The sequence below is a fragment of the Enterococcus sp. DIV1726a genome, assembly GCF_051710985.1.
Lineage (GTDB): Bacteria > Bacillota > Bacilli > Lactobacillales > Enterococcaceae > Enterococcus_B > Enterococcus_B hirae.
In genome coordinates, this window is the sequence record NZ_JBIOLS010000001.1 from 1493250 (window position 1) to 1508860 (window position 15611).

The 15611-nt window shown below is 36.6% G+C and carries 15 protein-coding genes and 1 tRNA gene; 5 read left to right on the forward strand and 11 right to left on the reverse strand.

Annotated features, from left to right (window positions below):
* Nucleotides 1-366: 366 nt before the first annotated feature.
* From IGJ27_RS06740 to IGJ27_RS06780, 9 genes are all read right to left on the reverse strand, one after another.
* The gene (locus tag IGJ27_RS06740) at nucleotides 367-5568 is read right to left on the reverse strand and encodes an LPXTG cell wall anchor domain-containing protein (RefSeq protein WP_178305929.1); all 5202 of its coding nucleotides are present in this window, start codon (nucleotides 5566-5568) and stop codon (nucleotides 367-369) included.
* Nucleotides 5569-6055: 487 nt separating this feature from the next.
* Nucleotides 6056-6856 carry an Asp23/Gls24 family envelope stress response protein gene (locus tag IGJ27_RS06745; RefSeq protein ID WP_178305928.1) on the reverse strand — a complete coding sequence of 267 codons (801 nt, stop codon included), beginning with the start codon at nucleotides 6854-6856 and terminating at the stop codon, nucleotides 6056-6058.
* A 14-nt stretch (nucleotides 6857-6870) separates the two neighbouring features.
* A complete protein-coding gene (locus tag IGJ27_RS06750; RefSeq protein WP_010719084.1) occupies nucleotides 6871-7053 on the reverse strand; it encodes a DUF2273 domain-containing protein in 183 nt (60 codons plus the stop codon).
* A 12-nt stretch (nucleotides 7054-7065) separates the two neighbouring features.
* Nucleotides 7066-7635, reverse strand: a complete 570-nt coding sequence (gene amaP / locus IGJ27_RS06755) for an alkaline shock response membrane anchor protein AmaP (protein ID WP_034698115.1) — start codon at nucleotides 7633-7635, stop codon at nucleotides 7066-7068.
* Between the two features lie 18 nt (nucleotides 7636-7653).
* Complete coding sequence (locus tag IGJ27_RS06760) at nucleotides 7654-8547, reverse strand: SDR family oxidoreductase (RefSeq protein WP_010719082.1); 894 nt, start codon at nucleotides 8545-8547, stop codon at nucleotides 7654-7656.
* Between the two features lie 29 nt (nucleotides 8548-8576).
* A complete protein-coding gene (locus IGJ27_RS06765) occupies nucleotides 8577-9515 on the reverse strand; it encodes a magnesium transporter CorA family protein (RefSeq protein WP_178305927.1) in 939 nt (312 codons plus the stop codon).
* Nucleotides 9516-9542: 27 nt separating this feature from the next.
* The gene (locus tag IGJ27_RS06770; protein WP_010719080.1) at nucleotides 9543-9893 is read right to left on the reverse strand and encodes an iron-sulfur cluster biosynthesis family protein; all 351 of its coding nucleotides are present in this window, start codon (nucleotides 9891-9893) and stop codon (nucleotides 9543-9545) included.
* A 45-nt stretch (nucleotides 9894-9938) separates the two neighbouring features.
* Nucleotides 9939-10841, reverse strand: a complete 903-nt coding sequence (locus IGJ27_RS06775; RefSeq protein WP_178305926.1) for a glycosyltransferase family 8 protein — start codon at nucleotides 10839-10841, stop codon at nucleotides 9939-9941.
* Nucleotides 10834-11691, reverse strand: a complete 858-nt coding sequence (locus IGJ27_RS06780) for a glycosyltransferase family 8 protein (protein ID WP_178305925.1) — start codon at nucleotides 11689-11691, stop codon at nucleotides 10834-10836. Before IGJ27_RS06780 ends, IGJ27_RS06775 begins: the two co-directional genes overlap by 8 nt.
* Nucleotides 11692-12011: 320 nt before the next feature.
* Between IGJ27_RS06780 and IGJ27_RS06785 the strand changes: the two genes are divergently transcribed.
* Together IGJ27_RS06785 and IGJ27_RS06790 are read left to right on the forward strand one after the other, a co-directional pair.
* Nucleotides 12012-12821, forward strand: a complete 810-nt coding sequence (locus IGJ27_RS06785; RefSeq protein ID WP_178305924.1) for a Cof-type HAD-IIB family hydrolase — start codon at nucleotides 12012-12014, stop codon at nucleotides 12819-12821.
* 21 nt (nucleotides 12822-12842) lie between these two features.
* Nucleotides 12843-13334, forward strand: a complete 492-nt coding sequence (locus tag IGJ27_RS06790; protein WP_178305923.1) for an isochorismatase family protein — start codon at nucleotides 12843-12845, stop codon at nucleotides 13332-13334.
* A gap of 317 nt (nucleotides 13335-13651) precedes the next feature.
* Here IGJ27_RS06790 and IGJ27_RS06795 read toward each other — a convergent pair.
* A tRNA-Ile gene (locus IGJ27_RS06795) sits at nucleotides 13652-13725 on the reverse strand.
* 407 nt (nucleotides 13726-14132) lie between these two features.
* Between IGJ27_RS06795 and IGJ27_RS06800 the strand changes: the two genes are divergently transcribed.
* From IGJ27_RS06800 to IGJ27_RS06810, 3 genes are read left to right on the forward strand one after another with little or no spacing between them, the layout of a single operon-like run.
* Complete coding sequence (locus IGJ27_RS06800) at nucleotides 14133-14387, forward strand: hypothetical protein (protein ID WP_010719075.1); 255 nt, start codon at nucleotides 14133-14135, stop codon at nucleotides 14385-14387.
* A gap of 37 nt (nucleotides 14388-14424) precedes the next feature.
* Complete coding sequence (locus IGJ27_RS06805; protein ID WP_010719074.1) at nucleotides 14425-14670, forward strand: helix-turn-helix domain-containing protein; 246 nt, start codon at nucleotides 14425-14427, stop codon at nucleotides 14668-14670.
* A gap of 32 nt (nucleotides 14671-14702) precedes the next feature.
* On the forward strand, nucleotides 14703-15089 hold the full coding sequence (locus tag IGJ27_RS06810; protein WP_081127538.1) for a TIGR02328 family protein: 387 nt from the start codon (nucleotides 14703-14705) through the stop codon (nucleotides 15087-15089).
* Nucleotides 15090-15365: 276 nt separating this feature from the next.
* On the opposite strand, the gene IGJ27_RS06815 is transcribed toward IGJ27_RS06810, so the two are convergent.
* On the reverse strand, nucleotides 15366-15566 hold the full coding sequence (locus IGJ27_RS06815) for a cold-shock protein (RefSeq protein ID WP_010719072.1): 201 nt from the start codon (nucleotides 15564-15566) through the stop codon (nucleotides 15366-15368).
* Between the last annotated feature and the right edge of the window lie 45 nt (nucleotides 15567-15611).

Genomic DNA, 15611 nt, shown 5'->3' on the forward strand with positions numbered 1-15611 from the left:
ACAATAAAATTCACTTTAGATAGAATTCACCCTCCCTCTATATGTGATTAATGAATAAATTTCAACAGGAGGATTATCGTAGTAACTTGAAACCGATATGTACGTTTAGTTAAGCAGACATCATTTTTAATTTTGTTATAATAACTATAATTTTAGTTATACATACAGTAAAATCGTTGAAAAGCTATTTTCCAAAGTTTAAAAAAGAATTTTTTCGGATGTTGATAGACGATAGATGTTATCCTCAGACTTGTAAAGAGCTTTATTCGTACAAATAGTAAGCCCAGTGACGAAGTGCCAAAAAAAGCACTCATTAGTTTTCGTAAAACTTCTAATGAGTGCTTTTTTTATTTCAATGGGATTATACTACTTTTTTGGTTCTTCTTTTGTTTTTTTCTTTTTCCAAAACAGAAACATTCCTACCAAACTAATTAGTAAGGTACCTAATAGAGGGAACATCGCATTTTTGGTTGCATTGGTTTTTGGTAAATTACCACCATTTGCTTCTTCTGTTCCTTCACCTTCCCCGTTGGTTTCTGCTTCTGTATTTCCTTCGCCTGAACTTTCTCCTAACGCTCCTGGTGTTCCTTCTTTCACTACTTCATAAGTCGCTTCAGTTTCAGTAGAAAATCCACCGTAAGAGCGGTCAACTTTGACCACTAATTTAGCGACACGATTTCCTAAACTTGAAGTATCGATTTCGGTTTCAGGATCTAATTTCACTGTATAGGCGTTTTTCGGTACTTCTTTCCCGTTGACTTTCACTTCTTTCAAGAGATCTTTAAGATCCACTTGTTTGGTATTGATGATTATTTTTGCTTCTGCCGGTGTCACGGTAAAGTCTCCAGTTGGTTCAAAGCCGTATTCGGTCACATTATAATACGCATAATTGGAACCATAGGTATAATTTTGCTCCGTTTCTTCTGCCATCAAGACATTCCCACTTGGATCCGTATGATACACTTTGATTTGATCCCCTGCAGAAACTTTTAATGGCTCCCCACTATTGAATCGTTCGATTGCTTGGGCAATCGTTTGTGTGCCTCGCACTTCGTATTTATATTTACTAGTGTTATTTGTAAAGACTTCGATCCCATAATACACATCTGCATCGTTGGCTTCAGTGACTCGACTAGCTAAGTTCGTTCCTTCTTTTCCTTGTAACGCCTGGAGTTTCAATTGTTTTTTGTCTTTTGTTAAGCCGAAAGTACCAACGGTTTCACTTTTTTTATTTTTGAGCTGAATCGTACTCCCCCATTTGACTTCATAAGGCACTTCCACATCCGTAGAAGTGACACCATCTGCGGTAGATAATTTCACCGTTAACATCTTCGCTCCAGCAGTATTCGTATCAAATTCAGAAACTTGTTCGACATCATATAATGTCGTATCTAATTTTTGACCATTGAAAGTAACATTTTTGATCAAATCCATTCCATCAATATCACTGGCATCTTCGCCTAATGTCAATTCTTGTGAAATTATTTCAGCTTTCATCTCAGTGATCGGTTCAAATTCTTGATTGGCTACTTGATAATAGGCATAATTTGAACCCGCTGTATAATTTTTCGTCAAGTCATCTCGCATCAATAAATTATTCTTCGCCTCTGCATGATAAACTTTTACGATGTCCCCTTCTTCAATTGACAACGGCTGTCCATTATTAAACCCATTGATAGCCTGACCCACAGTCATGTTTCCAGTCACATCATACTGGTATTTTATTTGTTCCGATAATCGAATAGTCGGATCTAAGCCCATAATATTTTCAACGGTTACACCAGAACCTTCCTTCGGTTGATTTTCTGAACTTGCTACTACTTCGATCCGATAGTAAGTATCGCGACCAAAAACGTTATTCACGTGATTGGTTAAAACGGTGGAATCCTCTCCTTTGCCAGCTTGGATCGTCCACTCTCCGTCTTGTTCCACAATACTATAAGCGCCCACATTCTGGTCATCTAATCCTTTAAGCAAGAAGGTACTTCCCCAAACCACTTCGTAAGGAACATCCAGTTCGATATCTGCGGTCTCATCCGCTGTCGTCAGTTTTAATCTGACTTCCTTTTTGCCCACAGTTGCGGTATCTAATTCAGAAAGTTTCTCCACTGTATAGTCTTCATTCGTAACAATTTCGCCATTGATCGATACTTGTGCTAACAATTGACTCAAGTCCGTCGTTTTAGTATTCTCCTTTAATGAGAATGCTTTGTTGGAGCCAACAGCTTCAATCACTGACATCGGCTCAAAACCATAGGATGTTACTCGATAGTAGGCATATTGCGACCCGTAGGTATAATCTTCTTCCATTTCATCTACCATTAACACCGAACTACCTTCTGAACGTTGAGGATGATACATTTTAACGACATCACCCGCTTGGACATTTAACGTTTGTTTCGTCCCAAAATTGTCCATTACCTGTTGGAGAGAAGCACGTCCCGGCACCTCTTGTAGATAGACAGAACGCCCGTCTCGCAATACTTCAATGGAATAATAAAGCGAAGAATCGGTACTAATCGGCGCATTGAGATCGGTTTTTAATCCTTGGTTTAAGACTAATACACGATTCGTACTGGAAGCCCCCGAATGTAATGAAAAGGCTCCGGCTGATTGACCATTTTGAGCTTTCATCAAAATCGTATCGTTCCATTTAACTTCATAAGGAACCTCGATTTCTTTTGAAACGAGTCCATCTTTCGTATCAATACGTACTTTGATCGTTTGTGATCCTGCCACCGAAGTATCAAAATCACTCATTTGTTTAACTGTATATTGATTACTTCCCACTGCCGTTCCATTGATCGTAATGCTATTGATCAACTTCGCACCTTCAACGTTACTACTATCTTCACCTAAGATAAATTCTTGAGCCATCGAATCAGCCGCTACCGCTAAAATTGGTTCCAAGCCATGGTCAGTGACTTCATAATAGGCATAATTGGAACCAATCGTATAGTCCTTGACTAATTCATCTTTCATTAAAAGATTTTTCCCAAGAGGATCGGCATGGTACACTTTGATCACGTCGCCATTACTGACCGTCAACGGTTGCCCATTATTGAAGCCCTGGATGGATTCACGAATCGACTGATTACCTGCCACTTCATAATGGAACTTGCTGGTAGCTCCTTGTAAAACTTCAATAGAATAGTAGGTATCCCGACCAAAATAATTATCCACCGGATCATTTAAGTTTGTGCCGTCCACTCCTTGAGAAGCTTGGATTTGCCATTGATTTTGATTCTTCAATAAACTAAACGCACCAACTGTCGCCTCTTTCAAACCTTTAATAACAAAAGTGTCTCCCCACTTCACTTGGTAAGAAATCTCAATGATTTCAGAAGCCAGTTTATCTTTTGTTGTGACTTTGACCCGCATATTTCGTTTACCGATCGTGCTGGTATCAAACTCATCAAGAGGTTCTACTGTATAAAATTCATTGTCCGCTACCCCACCGTTGATCCGCACATTTTTTACTAGTTCATTCAAATTCGTTTGCTTCACGTCTTCGCCTAAAACGAACGCTTTTTCCGCACTTTCTGCCGTCATAACAGGTGCCGGATCAAACCCATAAGGAGTCACACGGTAACGAGCAATCTCCGTACCATACGTAAAATCATTTTCTTTTTCCTTAATCATCACAACCGAAGCATTAGGTGTCTTGCTTGGATATGTGATTTGGATGATATCATTCATTTGAACTGTTACTTCATTATTCGTATCTCCAAACGCATCCATGACTTCTTGTAACGTTGCTCGATTCGTGACATCTTGGTTATAAATGGCATTGCCATTACGTAAAATTTGTAGGTTATAGTAAAGTTCAAAAGGTTCTTTAGCTGAGCCTACACTGACATTTAACGGGGACTCAATCCCTTGGCGAATCGACAGCTTGGCTGGGGCATCATTAGAATTGCCAACATCTAAAGCAAAAGCACCAGCGGAATGACCATCAACCGAACGCATCAAGATGGTATTGCCCCATAATACGTTGACTGTGGTGGTTCCTGTTCCTTTGATCATAACATTGGAAACAGGGTGTTTCGCTTGAACAGTGATTTTCACTTCATGTAAGCCTACTGATTGAAAATCAGTTTTAGAAGATTCATTCGCAACAAATTCTAGATCATCAATCGCTACAGGTTCCCCTAACAGTGTTGCCTCTTCAATATAGTTTTTAAACGTATTGGCTAACGTATCAGACGACTCCACCAAGGTTACGGTACGATCCTCAATCGGTTTTAATTTTAGTTGTAACTCAGGATGTGGTAACACTCTCATGGTTATTGATTGCGTTGCTTCTCGACCATCAGTAGTTCTTACGATTGCTTGCCACCTATGCGTTCCTAATATCGATGTATCAGGGTTATCCAACCATCGAAGCGTGTATGCTCCTTGTGTCTTCACCTCAAAATAATCATTGACATCTGGTACACGACTATGCTGGTAGATTTCACCCGTTTCTTTCTTCACCGTCAATAGTTGTTTTACCGTGATCGGAAACGTCACTTCAGTAGAACGTCCTGTTTCATCTTTCACAGCAATTTTAACATCCTGTTTACCGACCTTACTCGTGTCTGGTTTAGTTACCCAGTCATAAGTGACTGCCCCGCGGGTATTTTCAGTTGTGACATATTCTTCTGGTTTGGGAATACTTCCCTGGTTTGCTTCCAATGTATGATCACCAGATTTTACCGTTGCTTTGATTTTACCGATAATCGTCTCCGCCTGTTGAAAAGGAACAGCCAATTCAAGTGGTAAATAATAAGAGTTATGAACATCTGCTCCATTTAATACATAATAATAATAATAAGCAAATTTAGGGATTTTAAAAATTTCTTTTTGCGATGGGGCAACTTTTAAACGAGTAAATGTTACATACAAGTTCTCCTTTGTTTTTCCAAAGTCCTTATCAAATAAGCCCAATTTTATTGCTGAATCAGGAGGTGTAATATGAATTTGCCAATTGCCACTTTCTGATATTATAGTTATGTAGTGAATCTTATTGTACAAAAAAATAGTGTCAGTAGTGGTTAGTAACCCCAGGTGTAATTTATCACCCATATCCAAGTCTACCCATCCATTCCAAAATGTACTAGGGGTTCTATCTTTATGATTGGCTATTACACTTGGTACTTCATATGTAATAGTTTCCCCAACCTTAAAATCACTTTTAGAGTCATCTAATAGAGCAGGGATTTGTTCACGAAGATAGTTAAGGATATGGTTTCCGACCACTCTCGCCTCTGATGAGTATGGCATTGGTATAGAATCAGGAATCGGTACTGCCTGGGTAAAGGTTGGCACATCTGCTAATAAGGTTGATCCTGAACTACTTCTACTTGACTTTATCGCTTCTTTTTGATCCTCTATAACTTCTTTTGCTTCTTTCTTTTTTTTAGTCGATGTATTTTTGTTTTTTTCATTCTTTTTTGAACTTTGCTTGACAGCACTACTTTCAACTGAGCTTAACATCGAAACAGCTTCAACAACTGTCCCGCTGGTTTGTCCAAATGCTAGCGCTAATATTAATGTACTATGTAATAACTTTTTTCTGGTTTTCAATGTACTCCTCCTTTTAAGGCTATATCTTTAAATGGCAATAGAAAAGTAATGTCTGTTTTCTCATAAGAAAGACCCCTTTTTATGCCATACTGATGTTTGATTTCTTCCTTTGTTTCTGCCAATTTAGTAAAGTTAAAACGTTATGTTTCTTAAGTTTTTTTTCTTTTCTCCCAATTCGCCCCTTTTACGTTTATTTTTATGGAAAAACTTCAATAAAACCCTACTTCTTAAGTTTAATGGGAATCACAAGAATATGTAATGTCACTTTTTCACAATGGACAAACACTAAAAGACAGAAGCTGTTTTTGTTATGTAAAACATTTTACTTATCATTAAAAAAGGAGCCTTAGCCAAAAATAGAAGAGATCGAGACAAAAACTTGTCTCGGTCTCTTCTATTGACTCTATAAATAAACTAATTTTGAGTTACTTCGCTTTCAACTACTTAGCGACTGAACGAACAGCTAATTCGTGCTTGAATCAGTTGATTATTGGTTATTTTCTTTTTGTTGCTCAATTGCTGATTTGGCTTTTTCCGTTTGTTCAGATGCAAATTCTCCTGTGGCTTTTGCCGCATTTGTCAATTTATCTTGAACTGTTTCACTGTTTGCTTCATATTCTTCTTTTGTCTTAATGTCGACAACATCGACATTGACTTCAATGACATCTAGATGTGTCATTTCATGAACTTCTTTGGCAATGATTTTTTTGATTTGTTGGTAAATTTCTTCGATGTCTTTGCCGTATTCAACAACGATCTTAAGATCAACAGCGACTTGTTTTTTCCCAACTTCCGCGTCAATACCGGCTGTTACATTATCAGTGTTGACTAATTTTTCTGCCACGTTAGAGAAGAAGCCACCATCAGCTGTTAATAATCCATCCACTTTTTCTAAGGAGATGCCTATGATTTTTTGAATGACCTTATCTTCATATGTCACATCACCATTCATAGATTCGCCGTTTTCCGTTGTGTTTTTTTGATCTTTTGCTGGGGCTTCTGGCTTAGGTGGTGTATGCCCTGGCATTGGAGGTTTTGGCTGATCTCCATGATGTTCTTGTGGTTTACTAGAATTTTCATGTTTCCCTTGTTGTCCTGATTGTCCTTCGTTTTCTTTTTTATCATGAGCCACTTTGTTTTCAACGTTGGGTACAACCGGATCTGGATGTGCTGAAACGGGTGCTGTTTTATCTTTAGCATCATGAACACCATTTGCATTGTTCGGTGTCGTTGGATCTGGATGTGCAGATACTGGTTTGTTTTGGTTGTTTGTTTTGTTGTTATCCATAATAGAATTTCCTCCTAAGATTTATGATCAAAAATTTTCGTTTGTTTTAAATACATTCCGACCGCCACGCCAATGATCGCCATAAGGATCAGCAACAAAGTTTTAAAGAATCCCACTGTAATCAATAGTACGGCGAGAATCAACCCAATTGCCCCGCAAATGATCGGAAGCTTATAAGCAGCAAAAAGTTCATTCATTTGTGCCCCTCCTTATTCCACACGTGCGTGTTCGTTTGTTTGATATTTATTGGTAGGTGCTTGGTAACCTGTATACTTCACCGACACTTTTACTTGTTCATCTGTGCCGAGTAATTGTTTCACTTCTTTTTCGATTTCATCCATTAATATTCTTGTTTTCCCGATTAATGAAGAAGTCCGTTTTAATTCACCTTTAACTGTAACTGCGATCTTATTTTTTGTGGCTTTGATATTAACCTTAGGCGAGTGAATGAATTCATCTTCATGTAAATGTGAACGAACCATACCTTCAATCGCTTTTTTATCTAATGTTAATTCGCCGTCCCCTTTTTTCAATAAGAAGGTTCCAATCGTTTTCGGATAAAAAATGACGATCAATAATGCAATAATTAGTAGAATCGCTAAGCCGACTGCTACCCAAAAAATATATTGCTGCATATAGTAATTCGTTATTGTAAAGAAACGGAATCGTTCAAGCATCAATGGTAAGGGATAGACCGCACTGATCAAGACGACAAATAGTAGAATAGACAAAAGTAGCAGAGAAAAAATGACACCAATTGTTTTAGTCCCTTTATTCATCCTGGCACCTCCCATTTTTTATAAGTTGATAGCTTCCCCACCAGTTACACCATAAATTTGTGCAGTAACGTAGCTCGCTTTATTTGAAGCTAAGAAAACGTAAACTGGAGCTAATTCTACTGGTTGGCCGGCACGTTCAAGCAAGCTTTGTTGGCCAAATTCAGGAATAGAATCTTCCGGTTGTCCTTCGTCTAACTGTAGTGGTGTCCAAATAGGACCAGGAGCTACTCCATTAACACGAATGCCTTTTGGTGCTAATTGTTTTGCTAAGCCAATTGTAAAGTTTGCAATAGCTGCTTTCGTGGAAGCGTAATCTAAAAGATGTTCACTTGGATTGAACGCTTGAACAGAAGTAGTGTTGATAATTGCCCCTCCTGCTGGAATATGCGGAACCGCCTCTTTAACAATCGCAAACATCGCTAAGATATTCACCATGAAGGTATCTTTCACTTGTTCTAATGGAATTTCTTCAATAGCCGGGCAAGAGATTTGTTGTCCCGCATTTAATACTAATGTATCTAAGCCACCTAATTCACTGACAACTTTTTCAACGATTTCTTTAGGCGCTGTTTCGTCTCTAAGATCATATGGTAGTAAGACAACTTTTCGTCCTGCTTTTTCAATATAGGAAGCTACTTGTTTGGCATCTTCTTCTTCTCCTGGGAAAAAGTGCAAGCCGATATCTGCCCCTTCTCTTGCAAAAGCAATAGCTGCCGCGCGCCCGATCCCTGAGTCTCCGCCAGTAATCAGAACACGGCGATTTTCTAGTTGATTTGATCCTTCATAAGATTCTTCTCCACAGTCAGGAACTGGTTGCATTTCTTTTTGTAATGCTGGTGTATCCTGGTCTTGTTTAGGAAATTCCTCAGTATGGTAAAGTTTACGTGGATCAATTAATTTTGGTTCTGTCATGTGTATCCTCCTCATAGTTTGGTAATTTTTTATTTTGTATAATCTTTTCGGTAAAGATGGTAGCCTACAGCTCCTGCAACAACGATCGAGCCAAAGATAACTAATAAAAAGGCTAAGCCAGAGCTTTTACCAGGTAATCCGCCAGTATTCATCCCCCAAATCCCTGCAATCAATGCTGGAACAGAGATCACTAATGCCGCCGAATCAAGATATTTCATTAAATGATTCAAATGATTGTCCATCATTCCATTAAAAAGATCCCCAATACTTTCTAACAAGTCACGATAGATCAAAATCATTTTTTCTGTTTGTCTTTGTCTCAATTGGATGTCATAAAGTAGACGAGCATCAGCTAATTTCTCAACAAAATCTTCTGATTGCCATAAGGTATCTAAAGTCCCTTTTTGATCTCTCAACGTATGGTCAATATAAACAATGTCCCGTTCTAAATCCGCTTGCTTATATAGTTCTTCGTTTTCCGTCGTTTTACGCGCTTCTTGATCGAGGGAATCAATCCTCTTTTTCATTTCTGTTAGTTCTTTCACGTAATGGGTATAGATGTTCAAGACAGAATATGCAATAAGTGTTTCAAAAGAATTGATCTTATTCCCATGTTTTGCTAATACTCGATCAAAAAAGTTCGTTTTTTTATCGATACAACTAATCAATAACTCATCCGAATAAATAAACGAAATAGGCATTAATCGATTCTCGATTTTCTGCTCCTGGTTGGACAAATTCAGTAGCACTAAGGAAATCGGATGGTTCAAATTCGTCCCCACAAGCTCTTCAATTCTTGAAACTTCTTCTGGTAGAGAAGTTCCGACAAAGATATCTTTTGGTAAACGATACTTTTCAATCACCTGTTCGATTTCCTCAGTGTCACTACTGTCGATCACGAGCCAATTATAGTTGTTTTTGTCTGTCGTTATTACTTTCTCTTTTCCAATAAAGTAATAGTCCAGCATGATCAATCTCCCTTTCTACAAAGGATGTTAGCTAAAGAAACAGTTGCTTAATTTAATGTTACGATCCAAGACAACAATCTCATTTTCTAAAGAGAAACTGTTTAATTGGTGGTCATATGCAAGATTCAAATGTCTACCTAAATAAGATTGCTCTAATTTAGATGTGTAGATTTCCAGAGTGGGATGTTCGATTTTATTGACGTATTTCCCAAATTCTACAAAGAAAGGAATAATCTGGAAAAAACTGCCTTTTGCACAAGCCCCTTTATCTCTTAAAAACGGATCTGAAGAATCAATCAATGCCAAAGCAATTTTTGAATCTTTTCCTACTTTTTTTGTCAATGCCTCCATTGCATGTTTTGTCATCGTGATTTCCATCATCATCATCTCCTTCAGATTATATATAAGTTACGACATTTTTCCTCAGCGGCTCACTTCTGTGTTACGATTGATTCTGGCATAAAGTGGATATTTAGGAAATTTTGAGACACAACGGAAAGCTGTCATGTTTGCATATTTATCGTAGTATTTTTTAGTTGGCCCTTCAAAATCTTTACTCCATGGTTTAACATGACCAGAGAAGTGGATGATCGATGGATCTTTACGTGTTTCTTCGTATTCCTTTTCTCCTTGTGGTGTTGGATGTTTTTTCGCTTTTGCCATGATATATCCTTGAGCATTCCATTTTGGATGTAATGGAATCCAACGATCATGTAAGATTGCATTTAACGCATCTTGATCGTGGAAACGTAATTTTTCAGGATTTTCTTCAATGAATGTTAGAACTTTTTTAGTAATGTCTTGTTCTAACCATTTTTCAACATTGATGAGCATCAATCCAGAATTAAAGTAGCGTGTTGATTTTGCTGGGATCTCCATTTTTTCTAATCGTTGGTGGAAACCAGCATCTTCTACGGCGGCCAAGATTGCACCATTAAATTCAAGATCCCATAATGGTGTAACATCTTTTACGGTAATCATGTCACAGTCCATATATAAAAGACGTTCGACATTTTTTCCTCTAAATAACTCAGGAATAGCAATACGATAGTAAGCAGTTTCCGGAATACGATCACTTGTTACTACATTTTCAAAGAATTTTTTGTTGATCTTCAAGAATTCAACCTCTGTATTCATACGAGAATTCTTAACAGAGAAACGTAATAATTGTTTGCTTTCATTATCAATGTTGTCATCAATGACATAAAATCGTACAAAAACTTTTGGATCACTATTTTCTAATACTGAAACGAACAGCGCCGCTAGATGAGGCACAAATTTGGTATTACAACTTGATACGATTGCGATTTCTTTTCTTCTATTCATTTACCTCTCCCACTTTCTTTAAAACGCTATGCGCTAATTTTTTTAAATAAACATTTGTATATGGATGATCTTTTAACGTATTCCATGGTTTGTCATGCCCTGTGAAATGAACGATCGACGGCGATTCATTTCCTGCTTTGTATAATTTTTCATACGCAGCATCTGGAGCAGGATGACGTTCAAAGATCAAAGAAGTCTGCATATTCCATTTTGGTTCTAATTGCTCCCAGTCTTCATAAAGAACTGCATTTAACGCATCTTGATCATGGTAAATAATTCGATCGCCATTTTCTTTTAAATAATTGATTGTTTTTTCAGTAATCATTTTTTCATTCCAACGACCAATGTCGATCACCATCACGCCTGAATTAAAATAATAAGCATCTGATTCAATCCCTAACCGTTTCAAAGCCTTCGTTTGACCTGGATCGATCACAGCTCCAATCGTTTTACCATTTAATGGTTGATCATATAAATGAACGATATCATCCAGTACTAAAATATCTGAATCTAAATAAAGAACTTTTTTATAGTCGTATTTAGCTAAGATCTTAGGTAAAGATATTCTTAAGTATGCTGTAGTAGTAATATGGTCACTTACTAGGAAATCTTCGTAGACATCTTTATCAACTGTTAAAAATTGAATCGTTGCATTGTCTGAATGTTTTTTAACCGTTTGTCTAAGTCCTTCTTTGCTATATTCAGAAATACCGTCGTCAATGACATAAAAATAAATGTGTCTTGTTTTAGTGGAGTTTTCCAGTACAGTGGCAATCATCACGCTTAAGTAAGGAGCGTAATTTTCATCTGAAGCAGTTACTACCGGAACGATACCTTGTTTCATCTCCATTAAAATCACTCCTTTTTCTAATCTTTTTCTAACCTTTTCTATATCCAGAATATGCCTCAATAAACTTTAAAGCAAAAGATATGCTTCATTTTCATTGAATAATTCATAAAAATAAACCTTTTTTATCGAATTGAAAACGTTAACTTAATCGTTTTTCTGCCTATTTATTCAATTATAGGATTTGAAATACTACCTATATATGTCTAATGAAAACTAAGAATATTTTTTGAAAAAATTCAAAAACACAAAGCATTTTATTTTTATTTTAGGAAATTCTCATTTAACCTTAGAGTAAGCAATAGATAAAGGGAGCGAATAATATGAAATTAGCAGCAATTGATTTAGATGGTACTTTACTCGATCGGAATGGAAAGATACCAAAAAAAAACATCGAGGCACTTCAAAACTTTGATCGACATGGTGGGATCGTCACGATTGCGACTGGTAGAAATAGCATCTCTGCTAAAGATGTATTTGAAGAACTTGAGATCGGCGGCTATTTGATTTCATCTAATGGTTCTTTCGTGGCAAAGATGATGAAAGGCGAGATCCTTCACGTATTGAAACGTTCTAAAATTGAGCTTGCTACCCTTAAACGGGCCTTCTTCTTAGCACAAGAGGCAAAAATATCAATTATTGCTAGTCGAGAAACTCAAGATGATCAATTAACCTTTGATGAGTCAAATTTGGTGAAAGATGATCCCTACTACCAACATTTCAATTTACAAAATCAGACATTTGCTGAAATCACCAAGTTATTAGAAGATCCATCTGTCAGCTATTTAAAATTGGCATTAACAGATAAAGATGAATCAAAATTGCAAAAACTGCAACAAGATTTAAAAAGTGAAGGGATTGATTCCGTCTTTTCAGACCCCCATTTTTTGGAAATCACACCTAAAAATGTAACAAAGGCTCACTCATTAATCTTTTTAGCTGAGACCTTGGAAATCGATCCTCATGAGATCGTTGCCTTTGGTGATCAGGAAAATGATATTGCGATGCTAAAAGTCAGTGGAACAAGTATTGCGATGGGAAATGCACAGAAACAGGTAAAAAATATTGCGGATGAAGTAACCAAAACAAATGAAGAAGCTGGTGTAGCGTATATTATCAACAATTATTATTAAGGTTTAAGGAGGGAGACAAAATTGTTAGTAATCGTCGATATGCAAAATCATATTCTAGATTCTGAGAGTAAATATTATGTTCAGCACGCAGATAAGTTAATCAAACAAATCCACTCACGTTTAGAAGCTGCACGTAAAAAAAACGAATATATTCTTTTTACCAGAGATATACCAGTCGAGCGAAAAGAGCAGGATGAAGAAGGCGAAGATTTGCAAATCATTCCTACACTTGCTCCTAAAGAAAATGAAAAAGTCGTCAAGAAATACTACTTCACGATGCCACCAGAAAGCTTACTTGAGATTAAACAAGAAGCTTTTGACCAAGATGAAAAAGAAAAGCACATTGAAGTCGTTGGTACAGAAACGAATCTCTGTGTCTTATCGAATACCATTGCTTTACAAAGTGTATTTCCAGAAGCTGATTTTTTAGTGGATACAGCTTTTGTTTCTGAAAATAAGCATGGCGATCAAGCGCTAAAACTACTCAAAGATTTTAATGTTGAGTTGAAGTAACCGAAAATAAAACGCCCACAACATTTAACTTTGTGGGCGTTTTATTTCGTTATTTACTAAAGGCTTTTCTTTGTTCGTACTATCTATTTCCTAAAATTTGTATTGATCGTTCCCTCACTTTGTGGAAAGTAACGGTTAGGATATTTTTACTACTAAACTTCCTATAGCGTTTATAAAAAATATCAAATGAGGTTCTCCATCTCCAATAAACAATAGTTGAAACGTCAGTTATTAGTCATTTCTAAAAGCATGCAACTTTTCAAAATAAAAAAACAATGATTATCTAATCATTGTTTAAAGAAACGAGCGCTTTAATATGTACCCTGTAGGACTCGAACCTACGACCGGACGGTTATGAGCCGTCAGCTCTAACCAACTGAGCTAAGGGTACAGTAAAAATTTTAAGATATAAAAATAACTTATATCTACTATAGCATGAATAAAAATCCGAAACAAGCTTATTTAATAAAAATCCAAAAGCAATCCATTAAATAACAAATATTCTATTTGGATCAGACGATTTCCAGCTCTCCCCCTCCCTCTTCACCACAAATGCTCTATCACTTGGTATATAAATTGCTTGAATCATTTGTTTTTTCAAACACGTAGCATATTATTTGTTCTGTTACTCGGAACGTGCTATCTTGTATTTGGGTTGTTTTTTTATTCTTATGATTATTTAAGTCGTAATCACTTTTCGAAGTGTTTTCCACCTCTTAGTATAAGTGGTTGTTCGTTGTTAACCTACGACTGAAAATCAATGATTATTTAAATACGAAATCTATAGGAGTTAGTACTATGATAACATTGAGTCGACTTATTTTTTTTATTCCTACCTTAATTCTTATCCCTATTATTTGTTACTTAATCAACTGGAACAAGGAACGCCTAATTTTAGCGTTTTTTACGTTACCAGCAATCTTTTTTTCATATAAAATCTTAAATTATCAGTATTTTGAACCAGATCAATTATTCGTAGCAGAACTGATTGGTTTGATTCTAGCTTTGTTATTACCAATTGCTTATTTGGTTTATTTAAATAGAAAGCATTGATCGATGAATTTATTTGAATGACAAAAGGAGCGAATTTATGAGTATTGAAGAAGCGATTTTATTAGATACACTACGCTGTCGGCTGGATTATCTCCGAAAAAAAAAGAATTTAACCGTTAAGGAAGTGGCTGAACAAACCTCACTCCCGTTGGAAACTTATCTACAATTAGAGCAGGGAAAACGTTGTCCGAGCGCTATCGATCTAATTTTTATTGCGGATTTTTATAATGTATCTGTTGACTATTTGATCGGACGATCAGAAAAACCAGACCGCGTAAATTAAACCATCTAATCTAAATGAAAGAGAGTGAGTAAATGCGCTTATGGCATGAAGAATTAATCCCTTTGCTTCCTAGAAAACAATTATTAGGTCAACATAGAGAATGTTGTGCATTAAGAGGTAATGGTTGGGGAAGAAAGCATGCAACAGTTGATTATGTCTTCCAACATTCCCCTTACAAGCTTTATCAGTATCACCATCTTATTCTTACTGAAATGAAAAAGCGCCATTATCTTCCTTCTCCAGAATGGTCTGTCCCGGAGTACCGTGGGAAAGCCTGTGATCCTTATACTTATCTTTCTCCTCAAAAACAAACTTCACCTATTTATCCTGAGCATGACGAGGACTACCTGATGATCTGTTTAACAAACCTTAAACAAAAAGGAATTGATTTAATCCATATAAAAGCTGCGGATTCTTAAAAGTTCATCAGATTTTCCTCATTTATTGATCCAAATAAACGTAATGAATATGAGAGTATGAACCTTTTCTCACTCTCATATTCATTATATTAGCATTCATTTAAACTGTCTGACTGACACATTCATTCGTCGATCACGATTCTTCGCTATTGAATAGGGAGAGGTCCGTATCCCTTCCTCAATAGTCTTCACTTGAGCGGCAGAGCAGCATTTTTCTTTACTAAGAAAAAACAAAAAAACTACTCTAATGAAAGAGTAGTTTTTATTATGACAGTATTAACCTTTTACGATGTTTACTGCTTGAGGGCCACGTTGACCGTCTTCAATATCAAAAGTCACTGCTTGACCTTCGTCTAATGTTTTGAAACCGTCACCTTGGATAGCTGAGAAATGTGCAAAAACATCATTTCCATCTTCAGCAGTGATAAATCCAAAACCTTTGTCTGCGTTAAACCATTTTACTGTACCGTTATTCATATATATATTTCCTCCTAATACGTATCAACGTACGATTTTATTGCA